This is a genomic window from Bradyrhizobium sp. UFLA01-814, from assembly GCF_046718885.1.
GTDB lineage: Bacteria > Pseudomonadota > Alphaproteobacteria > Rhizobiales > Xanthobacteraceae > Bradyrhizobium > Bradyrhizobium elkanii.
The window spans coordinates 1-16,520 of the sequence record NZ_JAQOSR010000085.1 but is presented as its reverse complement, the minus strand read 5'-3'; the positions used below and the strand labels follow the sequence as shown (position 1 = coordinate 16,520).

Annotated in this window: 17 protein-coding genes and 1 pseudogene; 8 read left to right on the top strand and 10 right to left on the bottom strand. The window is 62.2% G+C overall.

Annotated features, from left to right (window positions below):
* Nucleotides 1–215 precede the first annotated feature (215 nt).
* The gene (locus tag PMN64_RS24355; protein WP_411782447.1) at nucleotides 216–2,828 is read left to right on the top strand and encodes an MMPL family transporter; all 2,613 of its coding nucleotides are present in this window, start codon (nucleotides 216–218) and stop codon (nucleotides 2,826–2,828) included.
* An 87-nt stretch (nucleotides 2,829–2,915) separates the two neighbouring features.
* On the opposite strand, the gene PMN64_RS24350 is transcribed toward PMN64_RS24355, so the two are convergent.
* Nucleotides 2,916–3,545, bottom strand: coding sequence for a DUF2147 domain-containing protein (locus PMN64_RS24350; RefSeq protein WP_051447710.1), 630 nt, complete (start codon nucleotides 3,543–3,545; stop codon nucleotides 2,916–2,918).
* Between the two features lie 102 nt (nucleotides 3,546–3,647).
* Between PMN64_RS24350 and hpnO the strand changes: the two genes are divergently transcribed.
* Nucleotides 3,648–5,039, top strand: coding sequence for an aminobacteriohopanetriol synthase HpnO (gene hpnO, locus PMN64_RS24345; protein WP_304499351.1), 1,392 nt, complete (start codon nucleotides 3,648–3,650; stop codon nucleotides 5,037–5,039).
* Between the two features lie 100 nt (nucleotides 5,040–5,139).
* Here the strand turns inward: hpnO and PMN64_RS24340 are convergent, their stop codons facing one another.
* The 4 genes from PMN64_RS24340 to PMN64_RS24325 all read right to left on the bottom strand — a co-directional run bounded on the left by PMN64_RS24340 (nucleotide 5,140) and on the right by PMN64_RS24325 (nucleotide 7,848).
* Nucleotides 5,140–5,910 carry an anti-sigma factor family protein gene (locus PMN64_RS24340; RefSeq protein ID WP_304499352.1) on the bottom strand — a complete coding sequence of 257 codons (771 nt, stop codon included), beginning with the start codon at nucleotides 5,908–5,910 and terminating at the stop codon, nucleotides 5,140–5,142.
* Nucleotides 5,907–6,464 carry a sigma-70 family RNA polymerase sigma factor gene (locus tag PMN64_RS24335; protein WP_018270594.1) on the bottom strand — a complete coding sequence of 186 codons (558 nt, stop codon included), beginning with the start codon at nucleotides 6,462–6,464 and terminating at the stop codon, nucleotides 5,907–5,909. The genes PMN64_RS24340 and PMN64_RS24335 overlap by 4 nt, the downstream gene beginning before the upstream one ends.
* A 94-nt stretch (nucleotides 6,465–6,558) precedes the next feature.
* On the bottom strand, nucleotides 6,559–6,882 hold the full coding sequence (locus PMN64_RS24330; protein ID WP_028338682.1) for a cupredoxin family copper-binding protein: 324 nt from the start codon (nucleotides 6,880–6,882) through the stop codon (nucleotides 6,559–6,561).
* Nucleotides 6,883–6,894: 12 nt separating this feature from the next.
* Nucleotides 6,895–7,848 (bottom strand): metallophosphoesterase family protein, encoded by a 954-nt coding sequence (locus tag PMN64_RS24325; RefSeq protein ID WP_411782446.1) that lies wholly within the window; start codon nucleotides 7,846–7,848, stop codon nucleotides 6,895–6,897.
* Nucleotides 7,849–8,084: 236 nt separating this feature from the next.
* On the opposite strand from PMN64_RS24325, the gene PMN64_RS24320 reads away from it, so the two are divergent.
* Nucleotides 8,085–8,492, top strand: coding sequence for a GFA family protein (locus PMN64_RS24320; RefSeq protein WP_304499354.1), 408 nt, complete (start codon nucleotides 8,085–8,087; stop codon nucleotides 8,490–8,492).
* 192 nt (nucleotides 8,493–8,684) lie between these two features.
* Here the strand turns inward: PMN64_RS24320 and PMN64_RS24315 are convergent, their stop codons facing one another.
* Nucleotides 8,685–9,059, bottom strand: a complete 375-nt coding sequence (locus PMN64_RS24315) for a Spy/CpxP family protein refolding chaperone (RefSeq protein ID WP_411782445.1) — start codon at nucleotides 9,057–9,059, stop codon at nucleotides 8,685–8,687.
* Nucleotides 9,060–9,433: 374 nt separating this feature from the next.
* On the opposite strand from PMN64_RS24315, the gene cax reads away from it, so the two are divergent.
* Nucleotides 9,434–10,537, top strand: a complete 1,104-nt coding sequence (gene cax / locus PMN64_RS24310; protein WP_028338678.1) for a calcium/proton exchanger — start codon at nucleotides 9,434–9,436, stop codon at nucleotides 10,535–10,537.
* Nucleotides 10,538–10,706: 169 nt separating this feature from the next.
* Here the strand turns inward: cax and PMN64_RS24305 are convergent, their stop codons facing one another.
* The 4 genes from PMN64_RS24305 to PMN64_RS24290 form a co-directional block, all read right to left on the bottom strand.
* The gene (locus PMN64_RS24305; RefSeq protein WP_411782444.1) at nucleotides 10,707–10,940 is read right to left on the bottom strand and encodes a hypothetical protein; all 234 of its coding nucleotides are present in this window, start codon (nucleotides 10,938–10,940) and stop codon (nucleotides 10,707–10,709) included.
* 165 nt (nucleotides 10,941–11,105) lie between these two features.
* On the bottom strand, nucleotides 11,106–11,564 hold the full coding sequence (locus PMN64_RS24300; RefSeq protein WP_411782442.1) for a hypothetical protein: 459 nt from the start codon (nucleotides 11,562–11,564) through the stop codon (nucleotides 11,106–11,108).
* 752 nt (nucleotides 11,565–12,316) lie between these two features.
* Entirely contained in the window at nucleotides 12,317–13,183 is an 867-nt protein-coding gene (locus tag PMN64_RS24295; protein WP_411782457.1) for a hypothetical protein, read from the bottom strand.
* A gap of 59 nt (nucleotides 13,184–13,242) precedes the next feature.
* A complete protein-coding gene (locus tag PMN64_RS24290; protein ID WP_411782441.1) occupies nucleotides 13,243–14,292 on the bottom strand; it encodes a helix-turn-helix domain-containing protein in 1,050 nt (349 codons plus the stop codon).
* 215 nt (nucleotides 14,293–14,507) lie between these two features.
* Between PMN64_RS24290 and PMN64_RS24285 the strand changes: the two genes are divergently transcribed.
* From PMN64_RS24285 to PMN64_RS24270, 4 genes and pseudogenes are all read left to right on the top strand, one after another.
* On the top strand, nucleotides 14,508–14,888 hold the full coding sequence (locus PMN64_RS24285) for a helix-turn-helix domain-containing protein (protein ID WP_028338672.1): 381 nt from the start codon (nucleotides 14,508–14,510) through the stop codon (nucleotides 14,886–14,888).
* Between the two features lie 106 nt (nucleotides 14,889–14,994).
* Nucleotides 14,995–15,663 (top strand): hypothetical protein, encoded by a 669-nt coding sequence (locus tag PMN64_RS24280; RefSeq protein WP_245288624.1) that lies wholly within the window; start codon nucleotides 14,995–14,997, stop codon nucleotides 15,661–15,663.
* Between the two features lie 104 nt (nucleotides 15,664–15,767).
* Nucleotides 15,768–16,109 (top strand): HdeA/HdeB family chaperone, encoded by a 342-nt coding sequence (locus PMN64_RS24275; protein WP_028338671.1) that lies wholly within the window; start codon nucleotides 15,768–15,770, stop codon nucleotides 16,107–16,109.
* Between the two features lie 93 nt (nucleotides 16,110–16,202).
* A pseudogene (locus tag PMN64_RS24270) lies at nucleotides 16,203–16,520 on the top strand (hypothetical protein); the annotation flags it as partial.

Genomic DNA, 16,520 nt, shown 5'->3' with positions numbered 1-16,520 from the left:
CCGGTCCCTGCGACCGTCCGTCTCCCTCACTTGTTCGTCACTTTATCGCCCACTCATGCGGTTTATACCGGCCATTCGTGGCCGTTCCTGTGCTTTGGAACCTCCTCGCCGTCCCGTCGAGGAAGATAACCAAAACAACATTAGATCGGTCCCGGGAACTCCGCTACAGAGCGGGCGTTTTCGGCCATGCTTCCCCGAGATTAGAAAGAAACGAAGTGCTGACAAATATTGTCGTCTCCGTTGTTAGGACCTGTACGCGTTTTGCCCTTCCGGTTGTGATTATCTCTGTGTTGCTGTCGATCGGCGCCGGCTTCTACACGGCCCGCAACTTCTCGATCAACACCGACATCAACAAGCTGATCTCGCCGGATCTGGATTGGCGCAAGCGCGACAACCAGTTCGAGGAAGCGTTTGATCGCGAGCGGCTGATCCTGGCGGTGGTCGAGGCAGCGACGCCCGAGCTGACCAGCTCGGCCGCGAAGGCGCTCACCGCGAAGCTGCAGGCCGACAAGAAGAACTTCGAAGCGATCACCGCGCTCGGCTCCGGCGAATTCTTCGAGAAGAACGGCCTCTTGTTCCTGCCGACCGAAGAGGTCGGCAAGGTCGCGGGCCAGCTCGAAGCGGCCGCACCGTTGATCGAGATCATGGCCGGCGATCCCTCGATTCGCGGATTGACCGGCGCGCTCGAGACCGGCCTTGCCGGCGTCAAGCGCGGGCAGGTCAAGCTCGACAATACGGCGCCGCCCTTCAACCTGATCTCCGAGACGGTCGAGACCGTCCTCGCCAAGGGCAACGCGACCTTCTCCTGGCGCGAGTTCACCAGCGACAAGCCGCTGACCGATTCGGACAAGCGCGCCTTCATCGAGATCAAGCCGATCATCGACTATTCGGCGCTGGAGCCGGGCAAGGGCGCGACCGACGCGATCCGCCAGGCGGCGGCCGATCTGAAATTTCCGACCGAATATCACGCGCGCGTTCGCCTGACCGGACCCGTGCCGATCGCCAACGAGGAATACGCTACCGTGCAGGACGGCGCGATCACCAACGGCATCGGCACCGTGGTGATCGTGCTGGTCATCCTCTGGATGGCGCTGCATTCCGGCAAGATCATCTTCGCCGTGTTCGTGAACCTGTTCATCGGGCTTGCCATCACCACGGCGGTCGGCCTGATGATGGTCGGCTCGCTGAACCTGCTCTCGATCGCTTTCGCCGTGCTGTTCATCGGCCTCGGGGTCGACTTCGGCATCCAGTTCAGCGTTCGCTACCGCTCCGAGCGCTTCAAGAACGACAATCTGACGCTGGCGCTGGAAAACGCGGCGCGCCGCTCCGCGGTGCCGCTGTCGCTCGCTGCGATGGCAACCGCCGCCGGTTTCCTCTGCTTCCTGCCGACTGACTACAAGGGCATCTCGGAGCTCGGCAAGATCGCCGGCGCCGGCATGCTGGTGGCGTTCGTCACCAGCATCACCGTGCTGCCGGCGCTGCTCGATCTGCTCAATCCGCCCGGCGAGAAGGAGCCGGTCGGCTACGCCTTCCTGGCGCCGCTCGATCTCTTCCTGGAGAAGCATCGCGTTCCGATCATCGTCGGCACGCTGCTGGTCACGGTCGCGGGCCTGCCGCTGCTCCACTACATGAAGTTCGACTTCAACCCGATCAATCTGCGCAATTCCAAGGTGGAATCGATCGCGACCTTCCTCGACCTGCGGAAGGATCCGAACACCGGCGCCAACGCCATCAACGTGATGACGCGCTCGGAAGCCGACGCCAAGAAGATCGAGGCCAAGCTCGAGAAGCTGCCGGAGGTGTCGCGCGTGATGTCGCTCGACAGCTTCGTGCCCGACGACCAGCCGGCCAAGCTGAAGCTGATCGCGCAGGCGGCCAAGACGCTCGGTCCCGCGCTCAATCCGGATTCGGTCGATCCGGCGCCGTCGGATCAGGAGAATGTCGAGTCGCTGAAGAGCTCGGTCGACAGCCTGCGCAAGACCGCGGGCGACGGCAAGGGGCCGGGCGCGGTGGCCGCGCGCCGGCTCGCCGACGCCCTGCAGAAGCTCGCCGGTTCGAACCAGGCGACCCGCGACAAGGCGCAGGACGTCTTCGTCGCGCCGATGAAGATCGTGTTCGATCAGCTCCGCAATACGCTGCAGGCCCAGACCGTCACGCTGCAGAGTCTGCCGCCGGAACTCGTCGACAGCTGGAAGACCAAGGACGGCCTGATGCGTGTCGAGGTGGAGCCGAAGGGCGATCCGAACGACAACGACAATCTCCGCCGCTTTGCCGACGCCGTGCTCGCCGCCGAGCCGACCGCGATCGGCGGGCCGGTCTCGATCCTGAAGTCGGGCGACGTCATCGTGAAGGCGTTCATCCACGCCGGCATCCTGGCGCTGGTCACGATCGGTCTGCTGCTGTGGCTCACGCTGCGCCGCGTCGTCGACGTGCTGATGACGCTGGTGCCGCTTCTGGTCGCCGGCATCGTCACGCTTGAGATCTGCGTCTTGATCGGGCTGCCGCTCAACTTCGCCAACATCGTCGCGCTGCCGCTGCTGCTCGGCGTCGGTGTGGCGTTCAAGATCTACTATGTCACGGCGTGGCGCCAGGGCAGGACGAATCTGCTGCAGTCGAGCCTGACACGCGCGATCTTTTTCAGCGCGCTGACCACGGCGACCGCGTTCGGCAGCCTGTGGCTGTCCAGCCATCCCGGCACCGCGAGCATGGGCAAGCTGCTGGCGCTCTCGCTCGTCACCACGCTCGCGGCGGTGTTGCTGTTCCAGCCGGCGCTGATGGGCAAGCCGCGCGAGGTCAAGGAGGAGGATATCGCCAACGACGTCACCTGACGCGCTGGCGGTTCGCTGTCGGACCGGCTTGGCGGCAGGCGCCGCCGAGCCGCGATGTCAGCGGACGGTGTTCCCCGCAGGCTTCCGCTAATGCGTCGGTCGCGCGATGTCCGGAAGCAGGCAGATATCGCCCACGGCGTCAGCCTGCGCATTGGCGTTGCCCGGGACCTGCTTTTGACCCGGCTTGGTGGCCGGCGCCACGGCGCCGGTGGTTTTCTGCGGTGCTGTTGACTTGGGCTGGGTGCCCTTCGCCGCCGGGTTGCCGGCGGCGCTCACCGGAATCGGCGGACCGACGCGGGTCCAGGTCTCGCCGCCACACAGGAAGCCGAGCACGCAGCCCTGGATCTCGAGCTGATCGGTGCCGACGGGCTTGATGGTCGAGCTGTAGAGCTGGCCGTCCTTGGCGTTGTAGACCTGACCTTCCCACGCATCGGCGCCGGCCTTCTTCTTCATGTCGATCAGGATCGGCATGCCGAGCGTCGGCCTGCTCTGCTTTGCAGAATCAGGATTGTTCTTATCCTTGCCGCCCGGGGTTTTTTCCCAGGACACCGCACCCCACATGTTGCCATTACACTGGGCGACGCGGATGGTGGCGACACCGTCAGCGACCTTCCAGTCGCCGGTCGGGTCCGCTGCAAGTGCCGGTGATAATACGGTGGCCAAAAATAAACCTGAAAAGGCTATTGTACGCGCGAAAGTTCTTGGGCAGTGCAACATGGTCCAAACCTGTGCTTAACTGGACGATCCGAGCGGGGGTCAAAACGCCGCTAGCGAGCGTTTTAAGTTGACGAGATGGCCATCAACCGACGTATGTAACGAATGGTAAGTTCCAATTTAGACGTTTCCGAGATTTTTGTGGAGCGCGAGGGGCAGCGCGGTGCCATGCACACGCGTCACCTCAACGAGCAGCTCGTTCGCGTTCTCAAGACCATCGGCTACGACGTCGGCTTCCAGAAGGGGCAAGGCCAATACCTCTTCGATCGTCATGGGGCTCGTTACCTTGATCTATTGAGCGGATTTGGCGTTTTTGCGATTGGCCGCAATCATCCGGCCCTGCGCCAGGCGCTGAAGAGCGTGCTCGACGCCGATCTGCCCAATCTCGTGCAGCTCGATGTCTCGACGCTCGCCGGCGTGCTCGCGGAACGGCTTCTGGAACATGTTCCATATCTGGACAAGGTGTTTTTCGCCAATTCCGGCGCCGAAACCGTCGAAGCTGCGATCAAGTTCGCGCGCGGCGCGACCGGTCGCCCCGGTATCGTCTATTGCGGGCATTCGTTCCACGGCCTGTCCTACGGCGCGCTGTCGCTGACGGATGATTCGAATTTCCGCGGCGGATTCGAGCCGCTGCTGCCGGGCTGCACCCCGATTCCCTTCAACGATCTCGAGGCGCTGGAGAAGGCGCTGTCGTCGCGCCAGGTCGGCGCCTTCATCGTCGAACCGATCCAGGGCAAGGGCGTCAACATGCCCACCGACGAGTTCCTGCCCGGCGCGCTGGCGCTGTGCCGCAAATACGGCACGCTGTTCATCGCCGACGAGATCCAGACCGGCATCGGCCGCACCGGAAAATTCCTCGCGATCGAGCATTGGGGCATCGAGCCCGACATGGTGCTGCTGGCGAAGGCGCTGTCCGGCGGTCACGTGCCGATCGGCGCGCTGCTGACGCGCAAGAACATCTTCGACAAGATCTTCAACCAGATGGATCGCGCGGTCGTGCACGGCTCGACCTTCGCCAAGAACGATCTTGCGATGGCCGCCGGCATCGCCACGCTCGACGTCATCAAGGCCGAGAAGCTCGTCGAGAACGCCGCCAAACGCGGCGCCGAGCTCCGTCTAGCGCTGACGCGCATGGTGCCCGGCTATGAACTGATGAAGGAAGTGCGCGGCAAGGGCCTGATGATCGGCGTCGAGTTCGGTCCGCCGAAATCGCTGCGGCTCAAGGCGTCGTGGAATCTGCTGGAGACCGCCAACAAGGGCCTGTTCTGCCAGCTGATCACGGTGCCGCTGTTCAAGGATCACAAGATCCTGACCCAGGTCGCCGGCCACGGCCTCCACACCATCAAGCTGCTGCCGCCGCTCACGATCACCGAAGAGGACTGCACCTGGATCGAGAAGTCGTTCGACGACGTGATCGCCGGCAGCCACAAGGTGCCCGGCGCGATCTGGTCGCTCGGCAAGACGCTGGTCGACAACGCGGTGCGCAAGTCGGCGTAGGCCTCACGATGTAGCCCGGATGAAGCGAAGCGAAATCCGGGTTATCAAAGCGGGTAAGACCGTCCCCGGATTACGCTGCGCTGCATCCGGGCTACAAGACTCACCCCTCCTTGTTCGCGCGCATCGCGCCCTCGAACTTGTCGCCGAACTCGCTCAGCTCGTCGGCGCCGAGATCGCTGACCGCCCAGTAGTTCAGGCCGCGGTCGCTCCAGCGGCGGATGTTGAAGCCCTGCAGCGTCGAAATCTTCGCCGCCTTGCGGTCGGTGTTCGCGGTCTGCGCCACGAACAGGTTGATGACGTGCTGGCGCCGCTTGTAGACCACGGCGCCGATCTCGCGGGCGTTGACGTAGTCGAGCCGGCCGCCGATCAGCGTGAAGCCCTGCGCGGTGAGATCGATCACCGGCGGCGAGACGTCGAGCTTGCCGTTGAACCAGGGCTTGACCGTGTGCTGATCCGTCGAGATCACGTCGGTGAGGTGGCCGGCCTGCAGCGAACGCAGATGCGCCGACACCACCTCGTTCTCGATGCGCTGCTCGTCATCGTTGCGCAGCACGATCGCGACAAGGCCGGTCGCTGCCATCGCCGACACCGCGGAGCCCAGCGCGAAGCCGCGCAGCACCGAGCGCCGGGTCGGCGCCGCCTGCGCTTGTGGTTGCGGCAGCGACTTCTCGATCTTGCGGCGCAGCTCGAGCGGCGCCTTGTAGCGCAAATCGCTCTCGGCGATCGCCTGGCGGATCTCCTGGTACTCCTTCATGAGCGCGGCACAATGCGCGCACCCCTCGACATGGGCTTCCACTTCGCGCGCATGGCCGGCGTCGAGTTCGCCGTCGATCAGCGCGTGGATCAGCACTTCGGCTTCCTCGCAGGTCATTTCGCTTGCTCCTGTTCCGCAAGCCAGGCCGATCGCAGCATGGCGCGGGCGCGCGCGAGGCGGGACATCACGGTGCCGACCGGCACGGCGGCGACATCGGCGATCTCGCGGTATGAAAGATTCTGGATTTCCCTGAGCACGAAGGTCTCGCGGAACGGCTCGGCAAGCGCCGCGACCAGCTTGCGCACGGTCTCGCCGTCGAAGCGGCGCAGCAGCTGCTTTTCCGGGGTCTCCGGGGCTTCATTCCACAGCGGGGTCTGCTCGCCGCCTTCGGGCAACTCCTCGACCGCGGTTGGAGCGGTCTTGCGCCTTGCATATTCTGCGCGGCAGACATTGCGCAGGATCGCGAACAGCCACGGCTTCATCGCAGGTCCGCGGTAGCTGTCGAAATGCTTGTAGGCGCGCAGATAGCATTCCTGCACCGCATCCTCGGCGTCGGCGGCGTCGCGCAGCAGATAGCGGGCCAGCGTATAGGCGTCGTCAAGATACGGCAGCGCGGCCTCGCGGAAGCGCCGCGCCTTTTCGGGATCGTCTTGCGACGCGTTGACAACCATCGTGTTCTGCCCGGCATGTCGAGAGACGGCTCGTGTCCGGCCGGGGGCAGAGGGCCACCGGCCGGGCATGGTTGTGATTGTATGGGTTGTCACGTTACCCAACCTTGACACTGCCTGTCATGTGCGGATGCAGCGAGCAGAAATACTTGTACTCGCCGGGCTCCGTGAAGGTGAACGAGAAGGTGCCGTCGGTATCCATGGTCTTGGAGCGGAACTTGCCCGCACACACCACGGTGTGCGGGATGTCGTCGCGGTTGGTCCAGGTCACGGTGGTGCCGACCTTCACGTCAAGCTGGGGCGGGGTGAACGAGAAGTTGTCGATATGGACCGCGGTATCCTCGGCGCGGGCCGCCGTGACCGGCAGCAGCATGGTCGCGACCACGGCAATCCCGAAGTCGCGTCGATTGATCGAACTCATCGGTCTTGTCCCTTAGCCTTGCAGCGGCGTGTCGATGATCGCCAGCGGCTGGCTGTTCTGCTTGAAGTTGATGCTGGCGACGCCGAGCATGCTGCGCAGCTTGGCATCCTCCACCTTCATCGGGCCGGGCGAGGGGGCGGAGCCCGGCGCCGGCTGCGGGAAGGCGGTCGAACGCGCGGTGTGGAAGGTGACGTTGCCCTCGACCTTCTGCATCACCTGATGGATGTGGCCGTTGAGCACCGTGACCGAGCCGAACCCCTTGACGTATTCCAGCGCGCGGGCGCCGTCCTCGGTGCCCCAGCCCCATTGCGGATAGACCGTCCACAGCGGGATGTGGGCGAACAACACGATCGGCGTCGACTTCGAACGGCCCTTGAGGTCGTTCTCCAGCCATTCGAGCTGCTCGTTGCCGAGATTGCCGAGGCCGCCGCCCTTGAGGTCGACGACGTTGACGAGGCCGATGAAATGCACGCCGCCGGCGTCGAAGGAATAGTAGCCCGGACCCTTGGTGCCGCGGCCGTAGCGCTCCTTGTAGAGCTTGACCTCCTCGTCGATGAAATCGTGCTCGCCCGGCACGTAGTGCACGTCGAGCTTGGCCTGCGAGATGATGCGATCGGCGTCATCGAATTCGGACGCTTTCGACAGATGCGTGATGTCGCCGGTGTGGATCATGAAGGACGGCTTGACCTGCATCGCCCGGACCTTGTTGATGGCCTCGTCCAGCGTGCCGATGGCGTTCGGGTTGGCCGGCTTGTCGAAGCCGACATGGCTGTCGCTGATCTGCATGAAGGTCATGCCGGGCGCCGCTTCCGCAGCGGCGGCCGAGCCGACGATGCCGAGCGAATGCGGCACGCCGCCGGTGACGGTCCACAGCACGCCGGTGCCGGCCCAGGTCATGCATTCCAGCACCTTGCGTCGGCTGACGCCTTTTTCCTTATCGCGATGGTCGTGATCGTGTCCGCTCATGGCAGGTCTCCCGTGGGCCCAGGGATTGGGTTTCCGGGAAGATGATCGGCGGGGCCGGGGCTTTATTCCCGGGGCTTTGGCGGGGCCGAGGGCAGGATGACGATTTCGTGAGACCCGAATGATCGGGGGCGCAGGGGACCGCGCGACAGCTCGACGCAAGGGCAAGATGCGCAATTGAAGCGTTGCTGCTCGCAGCGTTATCGACTCGGCAAACCACTGATCGAGCGGAGGAAAACATGGCTGACGTCACCGGCGGCTGTCACTGCGGCGAGATCCGTTACGAGGTGACGGGCGAACCGGTCGTCCATGCGCTGTGTCACTGCACCGATTGCCGGCGCCACGCCGGCGCGCCGATGGTCGGCTGGGTGATGGTTCCCGAGGGTATGGTCAAGGTGACCAAGGGGCAGCCCAGGATCTACCGATCCTCGGAGCATGGCCGGCGGCATTTCTGCGCGAGCTGCGGCAGCGGACTCTTCTATACCAATGGCAACATGCTGCCCGGGTTCATCGACATCCAGAGCGGCACCTATGACGACCCCGATCGGGTGCCGGCCACGATGCATATCCAGGTCGCGGAGCGGCTGCGCTGGATGGAGGATGCGCATGAGCTGCCGACCTTCGACCGCTTTCCGCCGCCGGAATGACCGGGTTGATGAACGCGGTGCTTTCCGGCGAAGCGCCTGTGCGCGCCGCAACCTGGAATCGCCCGCAACATAAATGGACGGTTGCAGTACGGCGTTTTCGTTGGCGGATACGCGCGACGCTCGCCCTTTCGAGCGTCCAATCATTTCACGCACAAACCTGCAAGGGGCTGTTCGCGTGCGGTCCGGTTGGCCCTATTCGTCCTCGTCGTCCGGACCGCCACGCTGCTCGATCGCGTTTCGCACGCCGCGCATGACGGCGAACGACACGAATGCCATCCTTCGCTTCTGATCATCGCTCAATGTCTTGTAGAGCGGCTCCCAGGCATCGGAGAGCTTCTTGAGATCGGTCCCGCGCTGAATCAGCCGGTCTGCCCTGCGTTGCATCATCTCGACCGGATTGCTTCCACCAAGGGCCTCCATCGGTCCGTTCTCCTGGAGTTCGGCAATCCGCTCCAACCGAGCCTGCCGGTTTTTCGCTCGCGCACGGATGGCATCCTCGATGGCCGGCCAGTATTTCTCCTGATCGGGTGTCAGCTGCAAGGCGGCCTTGACGATGCCGACACGCATATCCGTCAGGCTCTTCAGGTCGGCGGCGCTGGGTTGCGCAGCTCCGACCGTCGTGGATGTCTCTGCCGCGAAAGCGAGAGACGAGGTCGTCACCAAAAATGCAATCGCTGCGACAGCTGCGTTCCTCGTCATTGTAAGCTCCTGAGCTGCTCATCAAGGATGTCCGCGAGAACAACCGCAATCTGGTCGGCCACGGGTTGATCTAGGTCAAAAGGGGGAGGGAGCCGGCAAATATGGACGCGCTTCTGACCGTTCGGGAAAGGCTCAGGCCGTGACTGGCGCGACGGTTGCGCCGGATTGTTGAGCTAGATCAAGGTTACGCTGCCTGCGGTGTTCAGAAACTGCTTTCGACCTCGTTTCGACCGGGCGGTACCATGCACCTTCTGCTCAAGGAAATTCGACATAATCCACTGCTCTGGATGCTGGTCTTCGTGCCGATCGTGCTGGCGGTCGAGACAGCAGCTCCCTCCGCACACACCACCCTGTTTGTGCTCGCTGTTCTGGCCATCGTGCCGTTGGCTGCCCTTCTCAGCCACGCGACGGAAAGCGTCGCAGAGAAAACCGGCGACGCAGTCGGAGGCCTGCTCAACGCAACTTTGGGCAATCTGACCGAGCTGATCATCGCGATCGCCGCGCTGCATGCCGGAGAGTACATGCTGGTCAAGGCATCGATCGCTGGTGCCATCGTCACCAATTCACTCTTCATGCTCGGCGCATCATTCCTGCTCGGTGGGCTCCGCCATCACGTTCAGGAATATAATCGGGCCGGCGGAAGGATGTACGCAGCGCTGCTGCTGATGGCAACGATTGCGTTGCTTGCGCCCTCGGCTGTTGCCGACCTCGATCCGGCGCGCGGCGAAGCGATGGCGCTGGCTCTCAGTACGGGCCTCGCTGTGCTGCTGATATGTGTCTATGGACTCGGCTTGCTGTTCTCGCTCAAGACACACAAGGAGCTGTTTGCAAGCGAGGAGCATGGCGAAACCGGCGGCGCCGGCTGGCCGATCGGACTTGCAATAGGCACCCTTCTCGTGGTCACGGTGCTGGTCGCACTGGTCAGCGAAATATTCGTGAGCTCGGTGCAGAAAGCGGGCGAGACGCTGGGATTGAGCCCGGCGTTCGTCGGTTTCATCATCGTCGCGCTGGTCGGCGCCGCGGCAGAAATGGCGGTCGCGTTTTCTGCGGCGCGCAAGAACCGTCTCGACATGAGCGTTAGCATCGCGCTCGGCAGCGCGTCTCAAATCGCCTTGTTTGTCGCGCCGGCACTGGTGCTTCTGAGCTACGTCGTCGGTCCGAAGCCGATGGATTTGCAGTTCTGGCCGGGGGCCGTGACGATGGTCATGATCGCCTCCGTGACGTCCTGCTTCATCACCAACAGCGGACGGTCGGCATGGTTTATCGGCGCCTTGCTCGTGCTCATCTATGTGATTTTCGCCATGACCCTGTACATGGTGCCACCGGGATCGCACGGCCCGGTTTGACCACAGCGAGCGTGATCGTGCCGGCACCGACCCGGACGAGGGCGCTGCGCGCTATTCCTCGTCGCGAGCGTTCACGACCATGCGCAGGACGGGTCGCCGCGGCACGATGATCGGAGAGTGGCAAAGTTGCCGGCGTTCGAGCCCGCGTTCGCGCGGGCTCGACACGGCTCTAGAGCGACAGCTCGTCCCCGCCCTTCGTCCAGTCGATGATGTCGATCTGGAGCCCCCGTTTCAGAATCTCGGCCTCAAGATTGCTGGCATGCCGCTTCCATTCGGCCGTCGACCGGACCCGGAATTTTGGCTCTTCACCGTTTGCCGCGAACTCATCGTCGGCTTCGAGCGCGCCGCGAACAGCCTCGTACATCATCTTGAGGCTCGCGTCGGTGAAGGCGTCGTACTCCATCTAGTCGTCTCCTCGGGAATGCAAATTCAAGGGACCGCCACGATGGCCATCGTGGCGTTCCTTTGCGGTCGATCCATTCAACATGGACATGCCGATGCCTGACCGAAGCTCGACAGCGAGCCCGTGCGGTGCAACCGCATGTCCATCGACTGCTGCTCAGCCGGATCAATACTGATACTGGTTCTGCGGGCAGATCATTTGCCTGTATTCATTGTAGTAGCAGCCTTGGTTGCCGTAGTAGCCATAGGCGCCATACGCGCCGGCCGCGGCCGCTGCGCCGACGGCAGCAGCACCGTAGCCCCAGCCTGGCCGATAGTAGCCTCTGCCGTAGCCGGGATAGCCGGCGACCGGGCGGCCTGGGCGCCCCGCAATCGGTCGACCGGGATAGCCCGGACGCCCTGCAATCGGTCGGCCACCTGGACGGCCGGCAACGCGATATCCTCCACCATGAACCCTTCCACCACCTACATGCATGCCACCGCCACGCATTCCGCCGCCGTGAAAACCGCCTCCGCCACCGCGGAAGCCGCCGCCTCCTCCACGGCGGGCATAGGCGTCATCAGGAATCAGGCAAACTGCAACGAGAACCAGAGCCGCCAGAGCGGCGAGGATACAACGAAGCATGGCGTGTCCTCCCTCACGGACGATTTTGCGAGCCGTGAAGCTGCGACAATTTCGGCGCGCGAGCTTGACGTAGATCAACGGAATGTAGGAGGGCGCGCGTTCGAAAAGGTCAGGCAGCTGTCATCAACCACTCCAGCCACAACCTGCACTTTGCTGCCGAAGCATCTTGCCTAGAATGCGAACCTGAGTTCCATGACATTTGCTTTCGCCTCGGTCAGGCGACAGCCATCGCTGCTTTGCCGAGTTCACCTGGTGTTTTTACGTCCTGCGGAACCCTGCCAAGAGGATCAACGTGCGGAAAGCGGATGTAACGTGCGCGTGCTGTGGCGCAGGTTTCCGGCGGTTGGAGCTATGGTCCGAACCTGGCGCCAAGGGTGAGTATCACTGTCCCGTTTGCGACTACTTGCTTGAGGCATTCGATGGCACCAACCTGATCGCCTATCGGCTGACGATCCAGCCGGCGCGCGCGCCGGCCCACTCGATCAAGCCATTCGACGATCAGCGATAGCCGGACGATCGGTTGCCACCGGCGCGCTTCGTTTTTCGGGTGACGGCCGACGCCATGGCTGTTTGGCCGTGTCACCGCATCGATTGCCGCCGCATCCCGGCGGGCCGATGGCCGACCCGGTGATGGCCGCAGAGGATACGGTCAAGTGACCCGGGGTAGATATACCCGTCGTCACAGCACGGCCGGGAGCGGGTCGCTCGCACCCGCGTCGGATGGTCTCGGTGCTTGCTTGCTCGTGCGCCAGCTAGTTCTTGACGGCATACAGAGGCGTTCTGAACGTCAGTTGATAGGCGGGGTTCGGCACCCACATGATTTCGGCTGTGATGCCAAACAGTCGGTTGTCATTATCATCCATGCGGTCGAGATCGAGCCGCACGATCGGTTGTGCAAAGGGCTGAATCGACGCGAGGTTCAGAAGCTGCGCGCCTTCGAAGGATTGCAAGCCCACGCGGCCGGTAAACTTCCAATTGTTCGGCCATTGATAGTAGCCACCAACATAGGCAATCGTGTTCGGGTTGACCCTTCCCAGCGCACCATCGACGTCGGTTCGCGTGTATTGGATGCCGCTGAGGAAGCCTCTGGTCTCATCGGAATCGAGCGCATAGTCAAATTCGAGAATGTTGTTGAAGGAGGTTGTGCCCAGCGGACGATTGGGAATCGACTGTGTGACGGTCGATTGCAGCGTCGCGGTAGGAAAGGTCCCGCCGTTCTGCTGGTAAAGGTCGGCCTGGAAGCCGATGTTCCAGCTTGTGATTTGAAAGGACGAAAAGCCGGCGCTTCCGAAGTTCGTCGAACTGCCAGAGACGCCGGCATAGAGCGAGACGCTTTCGGTGACATCGACCGTCAGCGGAAAATCCATATTGAGGGATTTCGCTGTTGGCAGGCCCGCCGGAAATGCCGGGCCGCCCGATGCCGCAAGCGTCTGCGTATTGAACAGCGTCGGACGTCCAAAGCCGAACGCGAGCGATCCTGCCGGAACCTGCGCGTAGATCGTCCTGAGGTCGAGATAGATCGTCGGCACCGGAGCATTGGCAAGGCCATCAACGCTTGCGGCAAAGGCCTTCGCAACCGGGACGGCGACAAGGAGCGCGCACAATGCCGCGCTCAAGATCGATCCGGGAGCCGGGAGCCCTGTGTTACATGGCGGCGCGTTCAATGCGAGAACCTTCGCTAGGCGCGATTGCCATTGGGGCGGGCGGCAGGCCGATCGATCGTGGCTTGTCCGTTCCTCGACCTCTCCCGAAACTCCCGCGGGGTGCAGCCGGAAATCCGGCGGAAAGCTCGCGTGAAGTGGGCAGGGTCGGCATAGCCCGATGAGAATGCCACGTCGATGATCTTGATTTCAGAGTCGCCCAGAAGCTTGGCCGCATTGTTGAAGCGCGCCTGCTCAAGCAGACCGGAATATGTCAGACCAGCAAGCGAAAGCCTCCGCTGCAGACTCCTGCTGCTCACTCCCATCATCTCGGCGGCCTGCATGATCGTGAGGCCTCCTTGATCCAGGTAGGAGGGTAAGCTCAGCTTCAGTGCGCTGACGACGTCCTTTCCGAATGACTGCGGCGCGTGATCGGCCGGCGTTGACCGAACGTCGTTTGCGGGATTTGCAAGGCTGAGGAGTTCGACCGGCACTTCGATCCATGAGGCCTTTTGACCCGACATGAAGCGCGTGTTCGGCCAATGCGACTGGACCTCTGGGCTCGGCGTATAGATCGCTTCAAACGCAATCACTCTCGGAGACCAACTCATCCCGGCGAACTGACGGACGATGTGCAGGACGAATATGTTCTGAAGCCACTGGGATATCTCAAGATGAGAAATGCCCTCCGTTCCAATAAGCTTGCTGCAAATCTTCAAACTCTCGCCGCTTGGCTCGAGCCATAGTTGAAGGATCGTATCTTCGCACGGCGCCCACCGGCATATTTGCTGCAGGGCAACCAATAGGGTTGGCGCATGGCGCACCCGCGCCCGCATGGTTTCGCTCAAATGTTCGAACGAAAGTCGTTGGGCTGCGCGAAAGGCAATTTCCGACAGGCCCTGCTTTTGCTGAGCGGCCGTCGCGAACCGAACCGCCGGCAGCAAAGGCACGTAATGATCCGCTTTTTCTTCAAAGGACGTCGGGAGTTGAAACTTGGCGAGAAGTGCCGCCGTAGGGCCGCCTATTTCAGAATGAAGCTCAGCGAATGGAATCAAAAATTGACAGCGGGTCAATGGAATGACGGTCATTACTACCTGCCCAAGAAGTTTTGCCGCGATCGCAGCTTAGCAGGCCGGAACTCTCTTGGGTTGTGTTTATCGAGCAATCAGATGCAATAACACGTTCGACGAATTCCGCTTGGCGAAAGTTTTGGCGGCTGATGGCCAGATCGATGCCCTAAACTGCTTTATCTTGGAGCGTCGTTTCTTTGCAGGAGCACGGGCTTCACGCCTCAGCCCAACCGATGAGAGCTGTCCGATTGCCTTCAGCCCAGGTGGTCCGCGCAGTCATTGTCGCGTCGCTGCGACACGGTGACGCAACCCTTGATAGCACCGCTCGCGCTCTCAAGTTCAGCTCGCGCACGCTACAGCGTCACCTTGGTCGCATGGGCACCAGCCACAGCGAAATGCTTGCGGAAGTTCGCTTGAACATCGCTTGTCGCTTGCTCGTGGACTCAGGCAAGCCACTGTCGGAAATCGCGAAATTCGTCGGCTACAGCAACCCTAGCAGCTTCAGCCGTACTTTCGTGCGTGTGATGAAAATTCAGCCCATCATCTACAGGCAACTTGCCGATAGGCAGAGCCGAGCGAGCCATCGCAAGAGGTCTCACGCCGCTCGGCAATGACAATTCCGATCATTGGCGCGAAATGGCAAGACGCGCGATTTGAATTGGCGCGAAATGCTTAGCGAAGCTGATTGCCGAAATTGCGCTTTCCAAAGGAATAACAAACATGATCCTTCGCTCAGCTCTGTTCGTATTTTGTGTCGCCGGATTGATTGCCGCTCCCCATAAGGTGCTTTCCCAGTCTGCACCCGAGAGCAAACCACATGTACCGCTTGAGAAGTCGATAGGTCAGGCAAAGCCGGAAGTCGTGCCATCGCTCTTCGTCCTCAACTCGCGGGGTGCGAGCTTGAAGGACGGGAAGCTTGTGCTGACGGGGGTTTCACCGAATGCGATCGTGTTCGCCGATCGGCCCGTGAGGGCGGCTGGTCACGATCTTACGTCGCGAATTGTCGAGGATTGGGGCAATGGCAGTGACAATTTCGCGAAAGATCCTCCAAACGCCACCGTGTCCGGGTTCAGGAAAGACGGATCATCGGTAGCCGACGCCGTCGTCGTCCTGAAATCGCCCAAGCTCGAAGGCGACAGGCTGACTTTCGATGTCGATATGCTCGAAGGTGACCTTGCGGGGGCTGATGGACCGGCGTCGATCTTTATCGACATCATCGGTCGTCCATTCACGCCGCTGTCTTTTGCCGGCGTTGCTCGCCGCACCGCCTGGCGAGGTGCTTACTACCGCGGCGCTGCAGTCGCGGGTGCGGCCGCCCTTGGAGCTGCGGCAGCCTATCCCTATTACGCCCCGCGGTGCGGATACTATCCGTATCCGCCTTGTTACTGAGCAACGCGACCGTCGCGTCACAGCCGCTCGGCCGACAGGGAAGGTCGGCCCAATCTAAGCCGAACACGCGAGCTCACAGGAGGGGGATCATGGGACGAACCGCCATGATTGCAGCATCGTTGATCGTCGCCAGCATTCAGTCGGCGCATGCGCAGACGGACCTGAGCGCTTATGCCAACGCCGAAGGCTATCTGGATGTTCAGAAGCTGACATGCGCGCAACTCGCCGGAACGTGGCAGGGAGACGCCGATCTTCTCACTGCCTGGTACAGCGGTTGGTACAACGGCCTCGCGCGCAAGCACTACCTCGACATCAAGAAGTCCCGTGAGGCCGAGCACGAAGTGATCCAACATTGCAAGGCTCATCCTGACCAGCTCATCATCGAAGCCATCGCAGTGGTCTTCAAGGATATGAGAGCGGCGCTCGGGATCAGGATGCAGCCCTGACCGGAGGATCGGACGCCCTTCACGGCAGGCCGACAGTCGAGGCAGCCAGACGATTCTTTGAAGACCATTCGATTTGTACACAAGGAGAGAACAATGGAGATCACTCGTCGCAATCTTGCGCTTGGCGGAATGGGTCTGCTCACCGGAGCGGCGATAGGTCGACCAGCCGTCGCCGAGGAGGGAGCTTTCCTGGGTGTCGGTCAGGGCTTGGAGGACTTCTGGCTCGCGAGCGACGCCTACATATTCGGCTATCCGTTGGTGACGATGGAGATGACGCGGAGGATCATCACCAACGTCGCGGAGCCCGTGGGCACGCGAGGGCCGATGGGCCATATCATCAAGCTGCGCCAATATCCGGACGCGTCGTTCCGGGATGTCACCGCACCCAACGCGGACACGCTCTACACCACG